Here is a 16181-nt window from a genome sequence, read left to right on the forward strand (position 1 = left end):
GCACAATTACCTTCTGCTGGGTTTTTAAAGATAAATAAAATGAAATAGCGGTTAATAGCACTGATTTTTCATGGTCTAATTACAGCTACCAGACAAGCCGAGGTCTCACTTACTTTTGTACCTGGCAGTTTGGACAGTAGGTGGTTCCGCGTTGGGTGACTTTAATCTTGACAAGTGTCGTACCACAGCGCCGGCAGGGTTCACCAGCACGGCCATAGACATCAAGTTCGTTTTGAAATTGACCAACCTCACCAAAAACATTGGAAAAGGAATGGACGGTCGTCCCATGATGAACGGTCGCCCGGTTAATCTCTTGAATAATATTTTGGCGCAGGTTGGACACCTCTTCCGCCGATAAATGGTCCGTTAAGGTCTCCGGATGGACCTTGGTCTGCCAAAGCACCTCATCCGTATAGATATTACCAAGGCCAGCCACATTAGACTGGTCAAGCAAAAACGGCTTAATCTTTCGGTGGGACTTGGCTAAAATTGATGTTAAATAGGTGATATCTAAATCAGCTTCGGTGGGTTCCGGCCCCATTTTCGCTAAACCGGAAACCTCTTGGTATTCTTTACCGGTCGGTACCAGTTGCATCCGGCCGAAGCGGCGGGTGTCGTTGTACATTAAATCGCGGTCGTCATCTAGGGTAAAGATCACTTCCGTGTGCTTATGTGGGGTCTCTCCCACAGGCTCAACCGAGTACTGGCCCTCCATCCGTAGGTGGGAAACCAGGGTCTTTTGATTTGAGAGCCGGAAAAGCAAAAACTTGCCCCGCCGGTCAATTTTATCGATAGTTGCCCCGGCTAAGTCCGTCTGAAAATTCGTTAAATCAGAAACGATTGCTTTTGGATAAGGAACAGCCACGCTGTTAATTTTTGCCCCCTGTACCAGGGCAGTCAGCCCGCGGCGGACAGTTTCAACTTCAGGCAATTCTGGCATTTGGGTCGATAACCCCCTTCATATCAACGTTTTAAATATTTGTGGCTTAGTTTTTGGTTAACTTTTGGCCTAACCTTGACGATTACTGGTTAAATCAACAAATTTCATTAATATTTTCAAGAAATATTATAACAAAAAATAGCCAGGCACGATTGCCCGACTATCTTTTGGATAATCTGTCAATAAGTTCATATTGTTTTCATTATAGCACAGGGATAATGGCCAATAATTCGGCTTGCTGTCGTCAACCAACTACCAGTTGGCCACACTTGAAAAAATGGCAACTCGATTAAATCACTTCGAATCCTGAGGTCGGCTAGCCCACTTTGGCTTACCTTTATCCTTCTTCTTCCGTGCTTGGTGCTTTTTCTTCGCCTTGGCAGCTTCCTTGGAAGTCAGTTCGCGTTTCTCTTCGGACTGCTTTTGACGGTTCTTCTTATCGGCTTTGCGGTTTTTGCCATCCTGAGGATTGGCAGCCCGCTTCTTTTCAGCACGTGGCTGTTTTTCTTCGGCCAAATCATCGCCATCATCTGTCACTGTCGCCATCGCCTTTTGCAACTTCTTGGCTTCCTGTTGCTTTTCATCGGCTGCGGCCCAGTTGAACTTTTCCAGGTTGATTTCTTCTGGCAAGTACTGCTTCAACTTGCGGATATCGTGGTCGTTACCCAGGTTCAACACTTGACCGGAAAGACCAGCACGCCCTGTTCGACCTGTTCGGTGAAGGTAGGTCGTCAAGTTATGCGGAATTTGCGCATTGACCACTAATGGCAAGCCCTGAATATCAAGACCACGGGCAGCCACATCCGTTGCCAGCAACAAGTCAAGTTTGCCCTTCTTAAACGATTGGAGGGCATCGGCCCGCTTTAAGTGCGACTTTTCGTTGTTCCCAACGGACATGACGGAAGCATGTTCGTGGCGCAAGGCTGCTTGTGCGGCAACCAAGGTCCCAATGGTGTTAAAGAAAACCAAGGCTTGCTGGTGTCGGCGAGCTAATTCAATCAAGACCTTGTGCTTTGCCTTGGCATCAACGTGCAAGTAGGTATGGTCAATGGTTTTTGGTGCCTGATTTTCCACGGAAACCGGCTTCACAGAGTGGCCAAAAAGTTCCTTGACCCAGGCCAAATCGACACCTGAGGTTGCCGAAAAAAGAGCAACCTGGTCAAGTGGTGGAAGCGCATCCGCTAAGGCGTTTAAGTCTTCCTGGTGTTCTTCGTTCAAGGTGGCATCGGCCTCATCGACAATTAACGTCTTCAGGTGCTTGGTTTTCAACGCCCCACCATCAATCATCGTTAAAATCCGGCCAAGAGTCCCGACCACGATAGCCGGCTTCTCCTTCTTCAACTTATCAGCCTGGCGTTTCCCGTTCGCCCCACCAATTAAGGCGGCAACCTTGACACCAACCTCGCTCGCATACGGGCGAATAACCTGAGCCAACTGTGCCCCTAGTTCCTGTGAGGGTGCTAAAATCAGAACCTGACTCTGCTTGGCCGTCAAATCAATCCGTGACAACACCGGCAAAGCAAAGGCTAACGTCTTCCCAGAACCAGTCGGTGCCAGGCCGAAGACTGATTCACCGGCGGTCATTCGGTCAAAAAGGGCATTTTGAATCGGCGTTTCTTCTTGAAATTGTTCATGAAATAAATTGGCAAGTTCCGGTAAAATCATTCTTTATTTTCCTTATTTTTGGCGACTGTCTTTTTGACGGCAATCCGCCCGTTTTTAAAATTCACTTCTATTATAACAAAAGCCCGCCTTACGATTTTTGTAGGTGGGCTTTTTCGACTGAAAGGTAGCCAATGGTTTTTGGCTTATTCAGAATATTCAAAGACAAAGTTTGTATTATTAATTCGAACATCGTCGCCGTCTTCGGCACCAGCTTCGCGCAACTTATCATCAACACCCATATGGCGGAGTTGACGGGCAAAGCGCATAATGGTTGCTTCACGTTGCATGTTCGTCATGGCAGCCAGCTTTTCGACTTCCGGTCCAGAAATCAACCAGCAAGAAAGTTCATCATCCCAATCAACGGAAACGACAGGAGCTTGCTTCTTGTATTGGTAAATCTTCTCTTCCGTTGTTTCTTCTTCCTGTTGGTAAGCCGTTGGTACTGGCGCTTGATCCAACAAGTCGGCCGTCTTGCGCAAAAGCGCACCAACGCCATCATGGGTCACAGCTGAAATTGAAACAATTTCAGGTGTTTTAGCCAAACCAGAATCTGCTTGCACCTGTTCTTGGAACTTCGCAAACAATTCCTCTGAATCTGGCATGTCCATCTTAGTAGCAACCACGATTTGTGGTCGCTCCAAAATCGTTGGATCATATTCCTTCAATTCAGTCAAAATTTTCTTATACTGAACATAGGGGTCCTGTCCTTCAATGCCAGACATATCCACCAAGTGCAAGATAACGCGGGTCCGCTCAACGTGACGCAAGAATTGGAATCCTAATCCAACACCTTGTGAAGCCCCTTCAATCAACCCTGGCAAATCAGCCATGACAAAGTCACGGTTATCGCCCAAGCGGACCATCCCGATGTTCGGGTCAATCGTTGTAAAGTGGTAAGCCGCAATCTTTGGCTTCGCATTTGACACCACCGACAACAAAGTTGATTTTCCAGCAGAGGGGAAACCAACCAAACCAACATCAGCCAAAACTCGCAATTCCAACTTAATTTGTCGTGTTTGACCTGGCTCACCGTTTTCAGATAATTCAGGAGCTGGGTTAGCTGGCGTGGCAAAACGAATGTTACCACGACCACCACGACCACCACGAGCAACCAATAATGTCTGATCAGGGCGCACTAAATCACCCAATACCTCACCGGTATCAGCATCGGTCACGATGGTCCCTTGGGGAACTTTAATCACGCGGTCGTCTGCAGACGCACCGGTCATCCCCTTGGTCCCACCATTACCACCAGACTGGGCCTTAAAGTGACGATTATAACGGAAATCCATCAAAGTTCGTAGTCCTTCATCCACCTTTAAGATGATGGAACCACCATGGCCACCGTCCCCACCGAAGGGACCACCCATGGCCACAAACTTTTCATGACGGAAAGAAACGATTCCATCGCCACCCTTACCTGCTTTTAGCTCAACTTGTGCTTGATCAACAAATGCCATTTGTATTCGCGCGCAATGCGCTACTCCTTTTTTAATCCAATGAATCTAGACAGTTAAGTCTATCACAGAAAGTTCTCTTTGCCTACACTTCTGCCCTGAAGACGCCAAATCAGGACAAAAATGACTTGATTTTTTACCATAGCAAAAATTTTGACATCCCCCATCAATTGTGTGAACACTACCAATATACTGCAAACCAAGGGTAAAACGCCAATGGTTGCCTGCATCATATAAAACCATTCTAATATGAATAGCTAATTAAGCTGCTTTTCCTTAAGACTTTTGCTCCGACAGTGACCAATGGACTAGCTGAGCAACCTTGGACGACAATCCCAAGGCTTCAAGCTCTTCGATGCTGGCTGCCTCAATCTTGGTGATGGAACCAAAGTTCGTCAACAGCTTTTGCCTGGTTTTTGGACCAACACCCGCAATCGCATCCAGACGCGAAGACAAGGATTTCTTCGACCGCGACTGGCGGTGGAAAGTAATAGCAAAGCGGTGAACCTCATCTTGGATTCGTTGAACCAAGAAAAAGCCCTGGGACTGGTGGTCTAAGCGCACAACCTGCTCGGTCTTACCGTTAATCAAATCGGCAGTCTTGTGCTTATCGTTTTTAACCATGGCCGCAATCGGTACATCAAGGCCCAGCTCATCTTCCAAAACTTCCTTGGCCGCATGAAGCTGGATGATGCCCCCATCCATTAAAATCAGGTCCGGCATCTCAGCGCCTTCCTTCAGAAGGCGGGAATAGCGGCGCCGAATGACTTCCTGCGTTTCTAGCCACTCATCGGCATGGTCTGTCGACTTAATCTTGTATTTCCGGTACATATCCTTGTTTGGTCGTCCATCTTCAAAGACCACCATCGCCGACACAATTTCTTCCCCTTGGGTATGGGAATGATCAAAGGCTTCTATGCGATGGCCCATTGAAATTCCAAGAGCATCAGTAACTTCCTTCATGGCTCCAGAAGTCTTTTGCTCATTCAATTCCATCAGGCGGAACTTTTCTTCCAGGGCAATCCTGGCGTTCTTTTCTGCCAAGTCCAGCAAGTCCTTCTTTTCACCGCGGACGGGCGTGCGCACCGGAATATCCAAGGCAGCGGCTAGCAGGTCATGGTCAACGCCCTTTGGCACTAAAATTTCCTTAGGCTTTTGGATGTTCTTTTGTAGGTAGAATTGCTGGATAAAGGTCGTAAATTCATCAATCCCGTCACCAACAACGGCAAAGGTCTGCTTACTTTGCCGAATCAAGCGAGCCTGCCGAACAAACATCACGGAAACCGTAATCCATCCCTTATCTAGGTAAAAATTAAAGATATCACGTGGCGTTGAATCATTCGACAAGATTCGTTGGCTTTCAACCGTTTCATCAATATACTTCAGTTGGTCACGTAAATCAGCTGCCCGCTCAAACTCCAAATTTTCAGCAGCTTGGCCCATTTGTTTTTCGATTTGCCGCTTAACGACCTTGGTATCACCGGACAAAAAGCGCTTAATTCGGTCAACCTGAGCCGTGTATTCCGACTTAGGCACATCCCGAAAACAGGCACCGAGGCACTGCCCCATCGAATAATAGAGGCAAGGACGACCTTGGCGGCCCTTGCACCGTCTTAGTGGGTAATTTTTTTCCAAGAAATGGAGCGTTTCCTGGGCAGCATAAACGTTGGGATAAGGCCCAAAGTAAAAAGCGCCATCCTTCTTAACTTCTGAAACCAAGGCCATTCGCGGATCGGTTTCGCGAGTAATCTTGATGTATGGATAGCCCGTTCCATACTTCAAGCGAATGTTGTAATAAGGCTTATACTTCTTAATTAATTCATTTTCCAACAAGAAAGCTTCTTTATCGGAATTAGTCACGATAAAGTCAAAGTCAACAATGTTGGCAACCAGTTCGGCCGTCTTGCCAGTATGGTCCTGCTTAAAATATGACCGCACCCGGTTCTTCAAGTTTTTGGCTTTACCGACATAAATAATTTTGCCCAAACGGTCCTTCATTTGGTAAGAACCTGGTTCATCTGGTAAGAGGAGCAGTTTTTGTTCAAGGTGTTTTGAGATATTGGCTAACATAACTTTATTATACCCCCACGACTTCTATGTACGAAAAGGCCGCCAAATAATATGGCGACCTTTTTGTCTTCAAAACAAAGCATTCATTAAAAAATCAGCTTGGTGCTTACTTTCCGTTATAGGCCACAGCAGCAGTAATAAAGCTGTTGTACAAACCTTCTGGCTTGTTTGGCCGTGAAATAAATTCTGGGTGGTATTGAGCAGCAATAAAGAAGTCGTTCTTTGGATATTCGATGACTTCCATCAACTTGTTATCAGGTGATGTTGCTGAGAAGACCATACCAGCCTTTTCAAATTCGTCCCGGAACTTAATGTTAAATTCGTAGCGGTGACGGTGACGTTCATCAACTTCGGGCTTGTTACCATAAGCGGCAGCAGTCTTTGTGCCCTCCAACAGGCAAGTTGGGTAGAAGCCAAGACGTTGTGTACCACCCAAGTCAGTCACTTGGTTCTGGTCATCCATCAAGGCGATGATTGGGTGCGTTGTTTCAGGGTTCAACTCAATTGAGTTGGCATCCTCATAACCCAAGACATCACGGGCAAATTCAACAGAGGCCAATTGCATACCCAAGCAGACACCCAAGAATGGAATGTTGTTTTCACGGGCATAACGGATTGCCTGAATCTTACCTTCTGTTCCACGAGGACCGAAGCCACCGGGAACCATGATGCCATCCATATCCTTCAACAAGGAAGCAACGTTTTCTTCCGTCACTGTTTCAGAATTAATGTGAGCAATTTCAACATCAGTGTCTTGTGAGTAACCACCATGCTTCAAGGCTTCATTCACTGAGATATAAGCATCCTGCAAATCAGTATACTTACCAACAACGGCAACATGGATAGTCTTCTTTGGGTGCTCGATGGCATCAACCATGGCCTTCCATTCCGTCATGTCGGCTTCTGGCACGTCCAACTTCAACTTATCAACAACCACTTGGTCCATCTTTTGTGCTTGCAAATTCAAAGGAATTTCGTACAAAGTGTCCACATCACGTGATTCAATCACGGCTTGTGGGTTAACATCCGTAAAGGTTGCCAACTTTTCCTTCATTTCATCTGTCAATGGATGTTGTGTTCGCAAGACCAACATGTCTGGTTGGATACCCAATGAACGCAGCTGTGAAACAGAGTGTTGCGTTGGCTTTGTTTTTGCCTCACCGGCAGCTTGTAAGTAAACAATCAATGATGTGTGCAGGTAGAAGACGTTTTCGTTACCAAAGTCTGATTTCATCTGACGCAAGGCTTCGATAAATGGCAATGATTCGATATCACCAACCGTTCCACCAACTTCGACGATAACAACATCGGCATCAGTTGATTCACCAGCCTTCACAATCTTGTCCTTGATGGCGTTCGTGATATGTGGAATTACCTGGACAGTGGCACCATGGTAATCACCCTTACGTTCCTTGGCCAAAACTTCTGAATAAATTCGACCAGTCGTCACGTTTGAGTACATGTTGGTGTTGATGTCCATGAAACGCTCGTAGTGGCCCATGTCCAAATCAGTTTCAAGACCATCGCCTGTCACATACGTTTCCCCGTGTTGGTATGGAGACATGGTACCTGGGTCAACGTTGATGTAAGGATCCAACTTCTGAATTGCCATCTTCAAGCCGCGGTTTTTCAACAAACGACCCAAAGAAGCTGCTACGATTCCCTTTCCAAGGGATGAAACGACCCCACCGGTAACGAAAATATACTTGGTTTGCTTCTTTGCCATAATGCCTCCTATGTTTTGCCTGACACACTGAATTTTGCTATGGTTTTAGCCAAAATTCATTAAATAAAATAGAAAGGCTCCCAAGCAGTAGCTTGGGAGCCATAAAAGATTTTCACATTAAATGTGAGCCCTAATATATATTACAGACTGCCCCCCTGAATGTCAACACTTACTAAAATAATTATCTAGACCAAACACTTTCAGTCTTAGGGACCAGTGTTAACCAAACATTAGCAAAGATTTCTTCGACAACAATACTGACAATCAAGTAATCGAAGCACCCTTGTCAGCAAAGCTGATTTTTACTTCACTTCTTGCTGGTTACGGTGCGTCCAGAAGTACAAGAGTCCCATGAAGAGCAAGAAGCCAAAGCCAATGGCTAATGGTACCCGAGTCGTTGGGTTAATCACCATGAAGACCAAAGTAATTAATAGGAAGAAAATTGCAAAGTAGTTCGACCATGGTGACAAGGCCAACATGAAGGGGTGGCCCTTCATCAAATCTGGGTTTTCCTTGCGGAACTTAATTTGGGAAATCAAGATCACAAACCATGGCACCATTCCCGGTAAGGTTGAAGCCGAGTAAACCAAGACGAAGATGTTCGCAGACCCCTTCCAGAAAAGCGGTAAGACGGCATTTAAGACGATACCCAACAAAATCCCCAATGACATAGCCATCACAGAAACATCTGGCACGCGGTTCTTTGACAACTTCAAGAAGACTGGCGGCAATTCCTTTTGCTGTGCCAATGTGTACAACATCCGTGATGATGAGAACAGACCGGAATTCAAAGCCGATGCGGCAGCTGTCAACATCACGAAATTGATGATTCCGGCAGCAGCCGTAATGCCAACCTTGGCAAACGTTTCAACGAATGGTGAGCCGACCGTGTCTAATTTATCCCAAGGATAAATCGTCACAATCACAAAGATTGCCCCAACGTAGAAAATCAGGATTCGCGCAACAATCGACTTAATCGACTTCACAATGGCTTCTTGAGGGTGGGCCGCTTCACCGGCCGTAATCCCAATAATTTCGATAGCTTGGTAAGAAGTGACCACGATTGACAAGGCAAACATGAAGCCCTTCAAGCCGTGAGCAAAGAATGGTCCGTGTGACCAAAGATTTGAAAAGCCAATGGCATGACCGTGATTACCAAAGCCAAAGACAATCATCAACAGTCCCAAGATAATCATAAAGACAATCGTCAAAACCTTAATGATTGAGAACCAGGCTTCCAATCGACCATAGGCCTTAACCGTCACCAAGTTCGTTAAGGTCAACAGGATTAAGACAATCACACCCGTTACCCAAGTTGGCACGCCCGGCCACCAGTAGTGCATATAATCACCAACGGCGATTGTTTCCGAAATTCCAACCGTTAGCCACTGGAAGACATTCGCCCACACGGTTAGGTAACCGGCAACCGGATGAATATACTTCGTTGCATAATTAGCAAATGATCCAACAATTGGCTTCACGTAAAGCATTTCACCCAATGCCCGCATGACAATATATAAGACCAAGCCGGCCAATAGGTAGGCCAGCAAGACGGACGTTCCCGTCCACTTGATGGTCGATGATGACCCCAAAAAGAGCCCAACACCAATTGTTCCACCAAGGGCAATCATCTCCATCTGGAATGATGACAATGACCGCTTTAATTCTTTTCCATTTTCCATCTGTCTCTCCTTGACGCGGCTGGTCAAACAAAAAAAGCGCCCCTAGAAATCTCTAGGGACGCTTGTTGCGTGGTACCACCCGTGTTTTGCCTAAGTAAAAAGACCTAGACAACACTCTTTTGCCAAGATAACGGCTGACAACCGGGCTTCATTTCACGCATTACTCAAAGGCCACTACTGAGGGAGTTTTCACCGGCTTCGCCCGTCACTTTCACCAACCATGACGTCTCTAGCAGACTGGTACCGATTACTCGTCCTCATGAATGTGATAATTGTAAGCGCATCTGAAAAAAATTGCAAGTACTTTTATCGAAGACAATCGAGCGGCAGCCATTGGTACGTTGATTTTTTAAAATATTATGATTCGACCTGGTTATATTTTGACAGGTTCATCACCTTCCAAATCAGCAAAGCTACTACCCAGGCAACAACGAAAATCGCTACCAAAATAATGCCCAATTCGTTGAAATCAAGCGCCCCCGCCCACTGGGTTAAGAAGTTATCCCAGTGGAACATCGCTGACATCGATTGGATCAAGTCGACAACACCAATAAAGCCGGCAGCAATAATCGAGATACTCGTTAAAATCAGGTTAAAGTAAACCTTGCGATAAGAAGTTGAAATAATCCAGTTATAGGTCGTTGACATAAAGAAGCCATCCAGAGTATCCATCAAGCACATTCCTGCGGTAAAGAATAGAGGCACAGATAAGATAGCATACCAAGGAACACCGGCAGTCGTTGCCGTTGCCGATGTGGCTAAGACCGCCACCTGCGTTGCCGTATCAAAGCCCAAGCCGAACAAGAAACCAACAACGGCTACCTGCCAGTTATGGTTAACTAAGTTCAGCATTTTCATAAACAGGCGGTAGATTCGGGACTGGGAAGCCAACTGTTCATTATCAGAGTCCAAAGCGACCTTTTTCATTTGCCGGAAATTTTGCCAAATACCACGAAGGATAAAAGTATTGAAGCAGGCCAGCAGTAACAGCATCACAGCTGCAATCATGGTCCCAAACATCCCACCAACAGACTCTAAAATTGGCAAGGAATGGTCAGTCCACTCGACAAAAAGCACCGTCAGTAAGGTGAGCAATACCACGACCACAGAATGCCCGAAGGAGAAAGAAAAGCCAACCCCTCTCGTATTTTTGTGGTCATTCAACATTTTACGGGTCATATTGTCGATTGCGGCAATGTGATCAACATCAAAGGCGTGGCGCAGGCCAAATGTAAACGAAATACCGGCCATCCCAAGCAACTGGGGATATTTTCCAAGTCCCGTGCTCAAAAACACGGTGCCTAAAGCCAGGATACTAAGGATAAAGACCCCATAACGGCTAATGTCGAATTTCCAACTGTGACTGTCTGTCATAAATACTGCTCCTCTTTTCTAGTGCCTAAAACCCACTTCAGTAATAAAAACCATGGCGATAATCAAAATTCGTAAAGATCATCGCCATGTTAGCCATAATTTTGTCAATATCAAGTCCCTTCCGAATGACGGTTGGACATGACTGGATGCCCACTTATCGGTGGCTGCAATTGGCGACAGCGATATTCTTGTTCACCATTCAGCCTAGGCCAACAGTTTCTGCATCTTGGACTAATTCACTATCGGCTTTGACTGCTTGGCAGTTTTTTAAAAAAGCCGTCGGTACACTGACTGAAATCGCATCAATCCTAAAGCTTTTGAGAAAAGCAACCTTGGCCCGATGAAAAAATAAGTCCGAGTTTTATTCACCATCACGGATGCTCTTTCATCAAGTCAAACCTACTTTTTAGGCCCCTTCCGCATTTCGTGAATAAAAACGAACTAATTTCAATGACTAGTCCGCAAAGGAAAAAGATTAATCACCTGACCTTGTTAGGGGACAAATATGCCGGAGTTGTGCCTATCTAAGCTTTGTACTTCATAATTTCATCTATATTATATTTGTTTCAATTTGAAATGGTGTTTTATACCTTTTCTGTCAATTACATTATTGAATTCTAATATCATTTTCTAACTTAGCCCCAACATCGCCTTGGCATATGGTGACATCCTTTCAACCGACCAAGCCGGTTCCCAACAATATTCAATCTTAACCTCCTCGACACCATCAATAATTTTTAAGGCAGTGGCAATCATTTCATCTAATGTCCCCATAATCGGACAGCCAATCACTGTTAAGGTCATGTTAACTATGCATAACCCTTGGTCATTTAAGTCAATTTCATTAATAAAACCCAAATTGACGATATCTACACGAAAGTCCGGATCAACCACCTGGCTTAAGGCCAGCATAATTTCTTCTTTTTTCCCTGCATCCATTTTTATCCTACCGATCCATTCATTTCAAACTTCATTAAACGGTTCAATTCAACCGCATATTCCATCGGCAGTTCTTTGGTAAATGGCTCCACAAAGCCCATGACAATCATTTCGGTCGCTTTTTCAGCCGAAATACCCCGGCTCATCAAATAATAAAGCTGGTCTTCAGAAACTTTGGAAACCTTAGCCTCATGTTCCATCGAAACATTGCCGTTCAAGACAGTGTTATAAGGAATGGTATCTGCTGACGACTGGTCATCAACCAAGATGGTGTCACATTCGACGTGGGCAAAAGAACCCGCCGAATCGCGACCAAACTTCACTGTTCCCCGGTAGTCAGTTGATCCACCATCATGGGCAATTGACTTTGAAACAATCGAAGAGGACGTATTGGGCGCATTATGGATCATCTTGGCACCAGAATCTAAGTTAACGCCCTTACCGGCAACTGCAATTGAGAGCATGGTCCCTCTGGCTCCCTGGCCATTCAAATAAACCGAAGGGTACTTCATCGTTGTCTTTGACCCAAAGTTTCCATCGACCCATTCCATCGTGGCGTTTTCTGCAGCTGCTGATCGCTTCGTTTCAAGTGAGTAGACATTGTTCGACCAGTTTTGAATGGTCGTATAGCGGCAATAGCCATCCTTTTTGACGATGACTTCCACCACAGCTGCATGAAGGGAGTCTTGCGAATACATTGGCGCAGAGCAGCCCTCAACGTAGTCAACATGGGCGCCTTCATCAACAATAATCAGCGTGCGTTCAAATTGCCCTTCCTGTGCCGTATTGATCCGGAAATAAGACTGGATAGGTGTCGTGACGTGAACACCCTTTGGCACATAGATAAAGGTTCCCCCGGACCAGACGGCCGAGTTCAAGGCAGCTAATTTATTATTAGTCGGCTTCACCAATGAACCTAAATATTCTCGAACCAGTTCTGGATATTCCTGAACAGCCGTGTCGGTGTCCGTGAAAACGATTCCCGTCTTCTCGAACTCCTCTTTCATCCGGTGGTAAATCACTTCGGACTCATACTGGGCGGAGGAGCCGGCTAGCCACTTGCGTTCAGCTTCTGGCACTCCCAACCGTTCAAATGTATCCTTCAACTCTTGGGGAACATCGTTCCAATCGCGGTATTTACCGTTGGTTGGCTTGTTATAGTAATAGATTTCATCAAAATTCAGGTCGGATAGGTCTGGACCCCAGTCCTGCATTGGCATCTTCAAATAAGCCTGGTAAGACTGGAGTCGAAAATCAAGCATCCAACCGGGTTCATTCTTCTTAGCCGAAATTTTACGAATAACCTCTTCATTCAATCCCTGCCCTGTCGAATAGACTGCCTGGTAGTCATCATGAAAGCCATGAGCGTACTCCTCGTCAGCCCCGATGGCTGCCCGTGTTCGCTGCAGGTCTTCTTGTCGATCAATTTCCATTCTTACTCCCCCTCAATCTTGGCAATTAAAGCAGTCACTGCATGGCTGGCGAGAGTGGCACACTTGAGTCGTGTTGGAAACTGACGAACGCCGGCCAAAGCCGACAATTCGCCAAGGTCAACATCCCCATCTTGCCAGCCTTTGTCCTCAACTGATTGGCTTTCATCGGTGAACAAGCCATCCTGGTTCTGACCTTGGACCTGATCAGCCATTAATAATTCAGAAAATGCCGCTAATTTTTCCCGAGCCGCTGGCAAACTTTGGCCAATTAACTGTTCAGTCAGCATCGAAGCCGCAGCCATCGAAATGGCACAACCCGCCCCGTCAAAGGACATGTCTTGAATCTGATTTCTCAACACAACCATTCGCACTTGTAAGACATCTCCACAGCTTGGATTAAACTTTTCAACCTGTTGGCCAACCGAGGCTGGCAACGTCCGAAAATGATGAGGATTTTTAGCATGGTCTAAGATGACCTGCCGGTATAAAATTCCTAAGTCTGCTTGATTCATACAAAGTACTCCCGAGCCTGCCGCAGAGCCGAAACAAAGCGGTCAAGGTCTTCTTGGTTATTGTAAAAGGCAAAGGTGGCACGGACGGCCGATTGAATGCCCAAATAATCCATTAACGGCTGGGCGCAATGGTGACCCGCCCGCACCTCAACGCCCGCCATATCCAAAACGGTGGCGACATCATGCGGATGAACACCCGCTAGGTTAAAGGACAAAACACCATGGTGGTTTTTGGCGTCCTTTGGCCCATACACGGTTAAATCAGGGATTTCTGCCAGAGCGGACAGAGCGGCTGCCATCAACTCTTCCTCTTTGTCGGCGATTGTCTCTAAGCCAACCTCGTTCAAGTAATCAACAGCCGCCCCAAGACCGATGGCGCCGGCAATATTGGGCGTTCCAGCTTCAAAGCGCCAGGGCAGCTCTTGAAAGGTCGCTTCCTCTAGTGTCACCCGTTCAATCATTTCCCCACCGTATTGCACTGGTGTCATGGCTTCTAAGAAATCAGTTTTTCCGTATAGCACCCCAATTCCGGTTGGCCCGAGCATTTTGTGACCAGAAAAGGCATAGAAATCAACATTTAAGTCCAAAACATCGATGGGGAAATGGCCGACACCCTGGGCCCCATCAACAATGACCGTGGCCCCAACCTCATGGGCCAGTGTCGTCATTTCCTTGACGGGTGCCAGGCTACCAAGAACGTTGGAAACGTGGGCAAAGGAGACGATTTTCGTTTTCTGACTGAGCTTGTTCTTAAAATCAGCCAAATCAATTTCGCCTTTGTCCGTCAGGGAAACGTACCGCAACCGAGCCCCCGTCGCCTTGCCCAACACCTGCCAAGGAACAATGTTGGAGTGGTGTTCCAGTTGGGTTAACAAGATTTCATCCCCAGCCTCCAGATGGTTCGGTCCATAGCCCTGAGCCAGCCAATTCAGGCTTTCGGTCGTCGACCTGGTAAAGACAATGTTTTTAGCAGCCGCCGCACCAATCATGGCTGCAACCTTCGCCCGTGCCCCTTCATAGCTAGTCGTTGCTTCTTGTGAGAGCGTATAAACGCCGCGATGAACATTGGCATTTTTTTGGTCATAATAGGCCCGAATCTGGTCTAAGACCTGGTCTGGTTTTTGACTCGTCGCCGCCCCATCGAGGTAAGTTAAGGGATGGCCGTTGACCTGCCGATTTAAAATTGTAAAATCATCTCGTACCGTTTTCATTGTTTAACTTTCTTTCAATGGCCGCAACGACCTGATTTTCGACCTTTTGATCATGGATTTTCGCGAGGATTTCACCAACAAAGCCACGAACAACGAGCCTTCTAGCGACTTGTTCCGTCAGTCCGCGACTCATCAAATAGTAGAGTTGCTGGTCATCGACCTGGCCAACCGAGGCCGCATGCCCGGCCGTAACATCACTTTCGTCAATCAAAAGCAACGGATTGGCCTCACCACGAGCACACTTGGACAGCATCAAGACCCGTGATTCCTGCTGGGCATCGGATCCCTTGGCGCCCTTGATAATCCGCCCCATCCCATTAAAAATCAGGCTTGAACTATTCAAAATCACCCCGCGTTGGAAGATATGCCCAACCGTGTGCCGACCAATATTTTGGATTTCGGTGTTAAAACCTTGGACCTGCTTACCCGAAGTAAACGCGGCCACCTCGGTTTCTGATTTGGCACCCTCACCAACCAGCTTAGTCGTCAATTGGCTAATGACGTTGCCATCATTAAAGGCAGCATTGACCCAATTCACTTCCGCCTGGTTGCCAACAACGGCCTGACGGTTAATAAAACCAGTCGTCTCTTGGTCTAAGTGGTCGAAGTTAACCATCGTCAGTTTGGCACCAGCAGCCGCCAAAACCTCAATCACCAAGGAGACATTGCTGATACCAGCTGTTGCCGTCTCTAATTGACTGACGATGCGTGCCTGACTATTCTGATCGGCATAAATTACTAGCCGGCCAACCAAGTCACCGTCTGCACCCAAATGAACCAAAAAGAGGTTCAAATTCTCGGTAACCGTTACCCCAGCTGGTAAGTAGACAAAAAGACCCGTATTAGCACTTTGCAAATTTTCTGCCGTCAAGCGGTCCTTTGTTTCGGCCACCCGGTCATAAACTTGTTCAACCAAATCCGGATAGTCCTGCTTGGCCTGCTTCAGTGGCAATAGCAAGACGCCGGCCTCAACCAAGTCCTCCGGCAAATCATAATACGTTTGATTCAGACCCGCTAACTCGACTCCGGCATCCCCTGGTTGCGCCATCAGCGGCTGTTCTGCCTGTCCTTGACCGGGCACTAAATCCGTCAGACCCCAATGTTGGAAACGGACCTTAGGAAAGTCTGGTAGGGGCAATTCTTCAGTTATTTGTCTTGTTAGCTCTTTCATC

General features: G+C 46.6%; 12 protein-coding genes, 1 pseudogene and 1 other annotated feature. All 13 genes and pseudogenes read right to left on the reverse strand.

Going from position 1 to position 16181, the window contains the following annotated elements:
• Nucleotides 1-109: 109 nt before the first annotated feature.
• Nucleotides 110-940: a DNA-formamidopyrimidine glycosylase gene (gene mutM, locus FEFB_RS05970; RefSeq protein ID WP_047975324.1), complete on the reverse strand. Its 831-nt coding sequence runs from the start codon at nt 938-940 to the stop codon at nt 110-112.
• Between the two features lie 294 nt (nt 941-1234).
• Nucleotides 1235-2605: a DEAD/DEAH box helicase gene (locus tag FEFB_RS05975; protein WP_047975325.1), complete on the reverse strand. Its 1371-nt coding sequence runs from the start codon at nt 2603-2605 to the stop codon at nt 1235-1237.
• A 143-nt stretch (nt 2606-2748) separates the two neighbouring features.
• Nucleotides 2749-4065, reverse strand: a complete 1317-nt coding sequence (obgE, locus tag FEFB_RS05980; protein WP_047975326.1) for a GTPase ObgE — start codon at nt 4063-4065, stop codon at nt 2749-2751.
• Nucleotides 4066-4338: 273 nt separating this feature from the next.
• Nucleotides 4339-6132 carry an excinuclease ABC subunit UvrC gene (gene uvrC, locus FEFB_RS05985; RefSeq protein WP_047975327.1) on the reverse strand — a complete coding sequence of 598 codons (1794 nt, stop codon included), beginning with the start codon at nt 6130-6132 and terminating at the stop codon, nt 4339-4341.
• A gap of 106 nt (nt 6133-6238) precedes the next feature.
• Entirely contained in the window at nt 6239-7858 is a 1620-nt protein-coding gene (locus FEFB_RS05990) for a CTP synthase (protein ID WP_047975328.1), read from the reverse strand.
• A gap of 302 nt (nt 7859-8160) precedes the next feature.
• Nucleotides 8161-9540, reverse strand: coding sequence for an amino acid permease (locus FEFB_RS05995; RefSeq protein WP_047975329.1), 1380 nt, complete (start codon nt 9538-9540; stop codon nt 8161-8163).
• Nucleotides 9541-9591: 51 nt separating this feature from the next.
• Nucleotides 9592-9813 (reverse strand) — a binding site (T-box leader).
• Between the two features lie 84 nt (nt 9814-9897).
• On the reverse strand, nt 9898-10914 hold the full coding sequence (locus FEFB_RS06000) for a HoxN/HupN/NixA family nickel/cobalt transporter (RefSeq protein WP_047975330.1): 1017 nt from the start codon (nt 10912-10914) through the stop codon (nt 9898-9900).
• 37 nt (nt 10915-10951) lie between these two features.
• Nucleotides 10952-11062, reverse strand: a pseudogene (locus FEFB_RS09040) (translation factor (SUA5)); the annotation flags it as partial.
• Between the two features lie 482 nt (nt 11063-11544).
• Nucleotides 11545-11853 (reverse strand): metal-sulfur cluster assembly factor, encoded by a 309-nt coding sequence (locus tag FEFB_RS06005; protein WP_047975331.1) that lies wholly within the window; start codon nt 11851-11853, stop codon nt 11545-11547.
• A gap of 2 nt (nt 11854-11855) precedes the next feature.
• Nucleotides 11856-13286: a Fe-S cluster assembly protein SufB gene (gene sufB, locus FEFB_RS06010; protein ID WP_047975332.1), complete on the reverse strand. Its 1431-nt coding sequence runs from the start codon at nt 13284-13286 to the stop codon at nt 11856-11858.
• 2 nt (nt 13287-13288) lie between these two features.
• On the reverse strand, nt 13289-13798 hold the full coding sequence (gene sufU, locus FEFB_RS06015; RefSeq protein ID WP_047975333.1) for a Fe-S cluster assembly sulfur transfer protein SufU: 510 nt from the start codon (nt 13796-13798) through the stop codon (nt 13289-13291).
• Nucleotides 13795-15009: a cysteine desulfurase gene (locus tag FEFB_RS06020; protein ID WP_047975334.1), complete on the reverse strand. Its 1215-nt coding sequence runs from the start codon at nt 15007-15009 to the stop codon at nt 13795-13797. Before FEFB_RS06020 ends, sufU begins: the two co-directional genes overlap by 4 nt.
• Entirely contained in the window at nt 14990-16180 is a 1191-nt protein-coding gene (gene sufD / locus FEFB_RS06025; RefSeq protein WP_047975335.1) for a Fe-S cluster assembly protein SufD, read from the reverse strand. The genes FEFB_RS06020 and sufD overlap by 20 nt, the downstream gene beginning before the upstream one ends.
• Nucleotide 16181 lies beyond the last annotated feature (1 nt).

Origin of the sequence: Fructobacillus sp. EFB-N1 (assembly GCF_001038455.1) — a bacterium.
Classification (GTDB): Bacteria; Bacillota; Bacilli; order Lactobacillales; family Lactobacillaceae; genus Fructobacillus; species Fructobacillus cardui.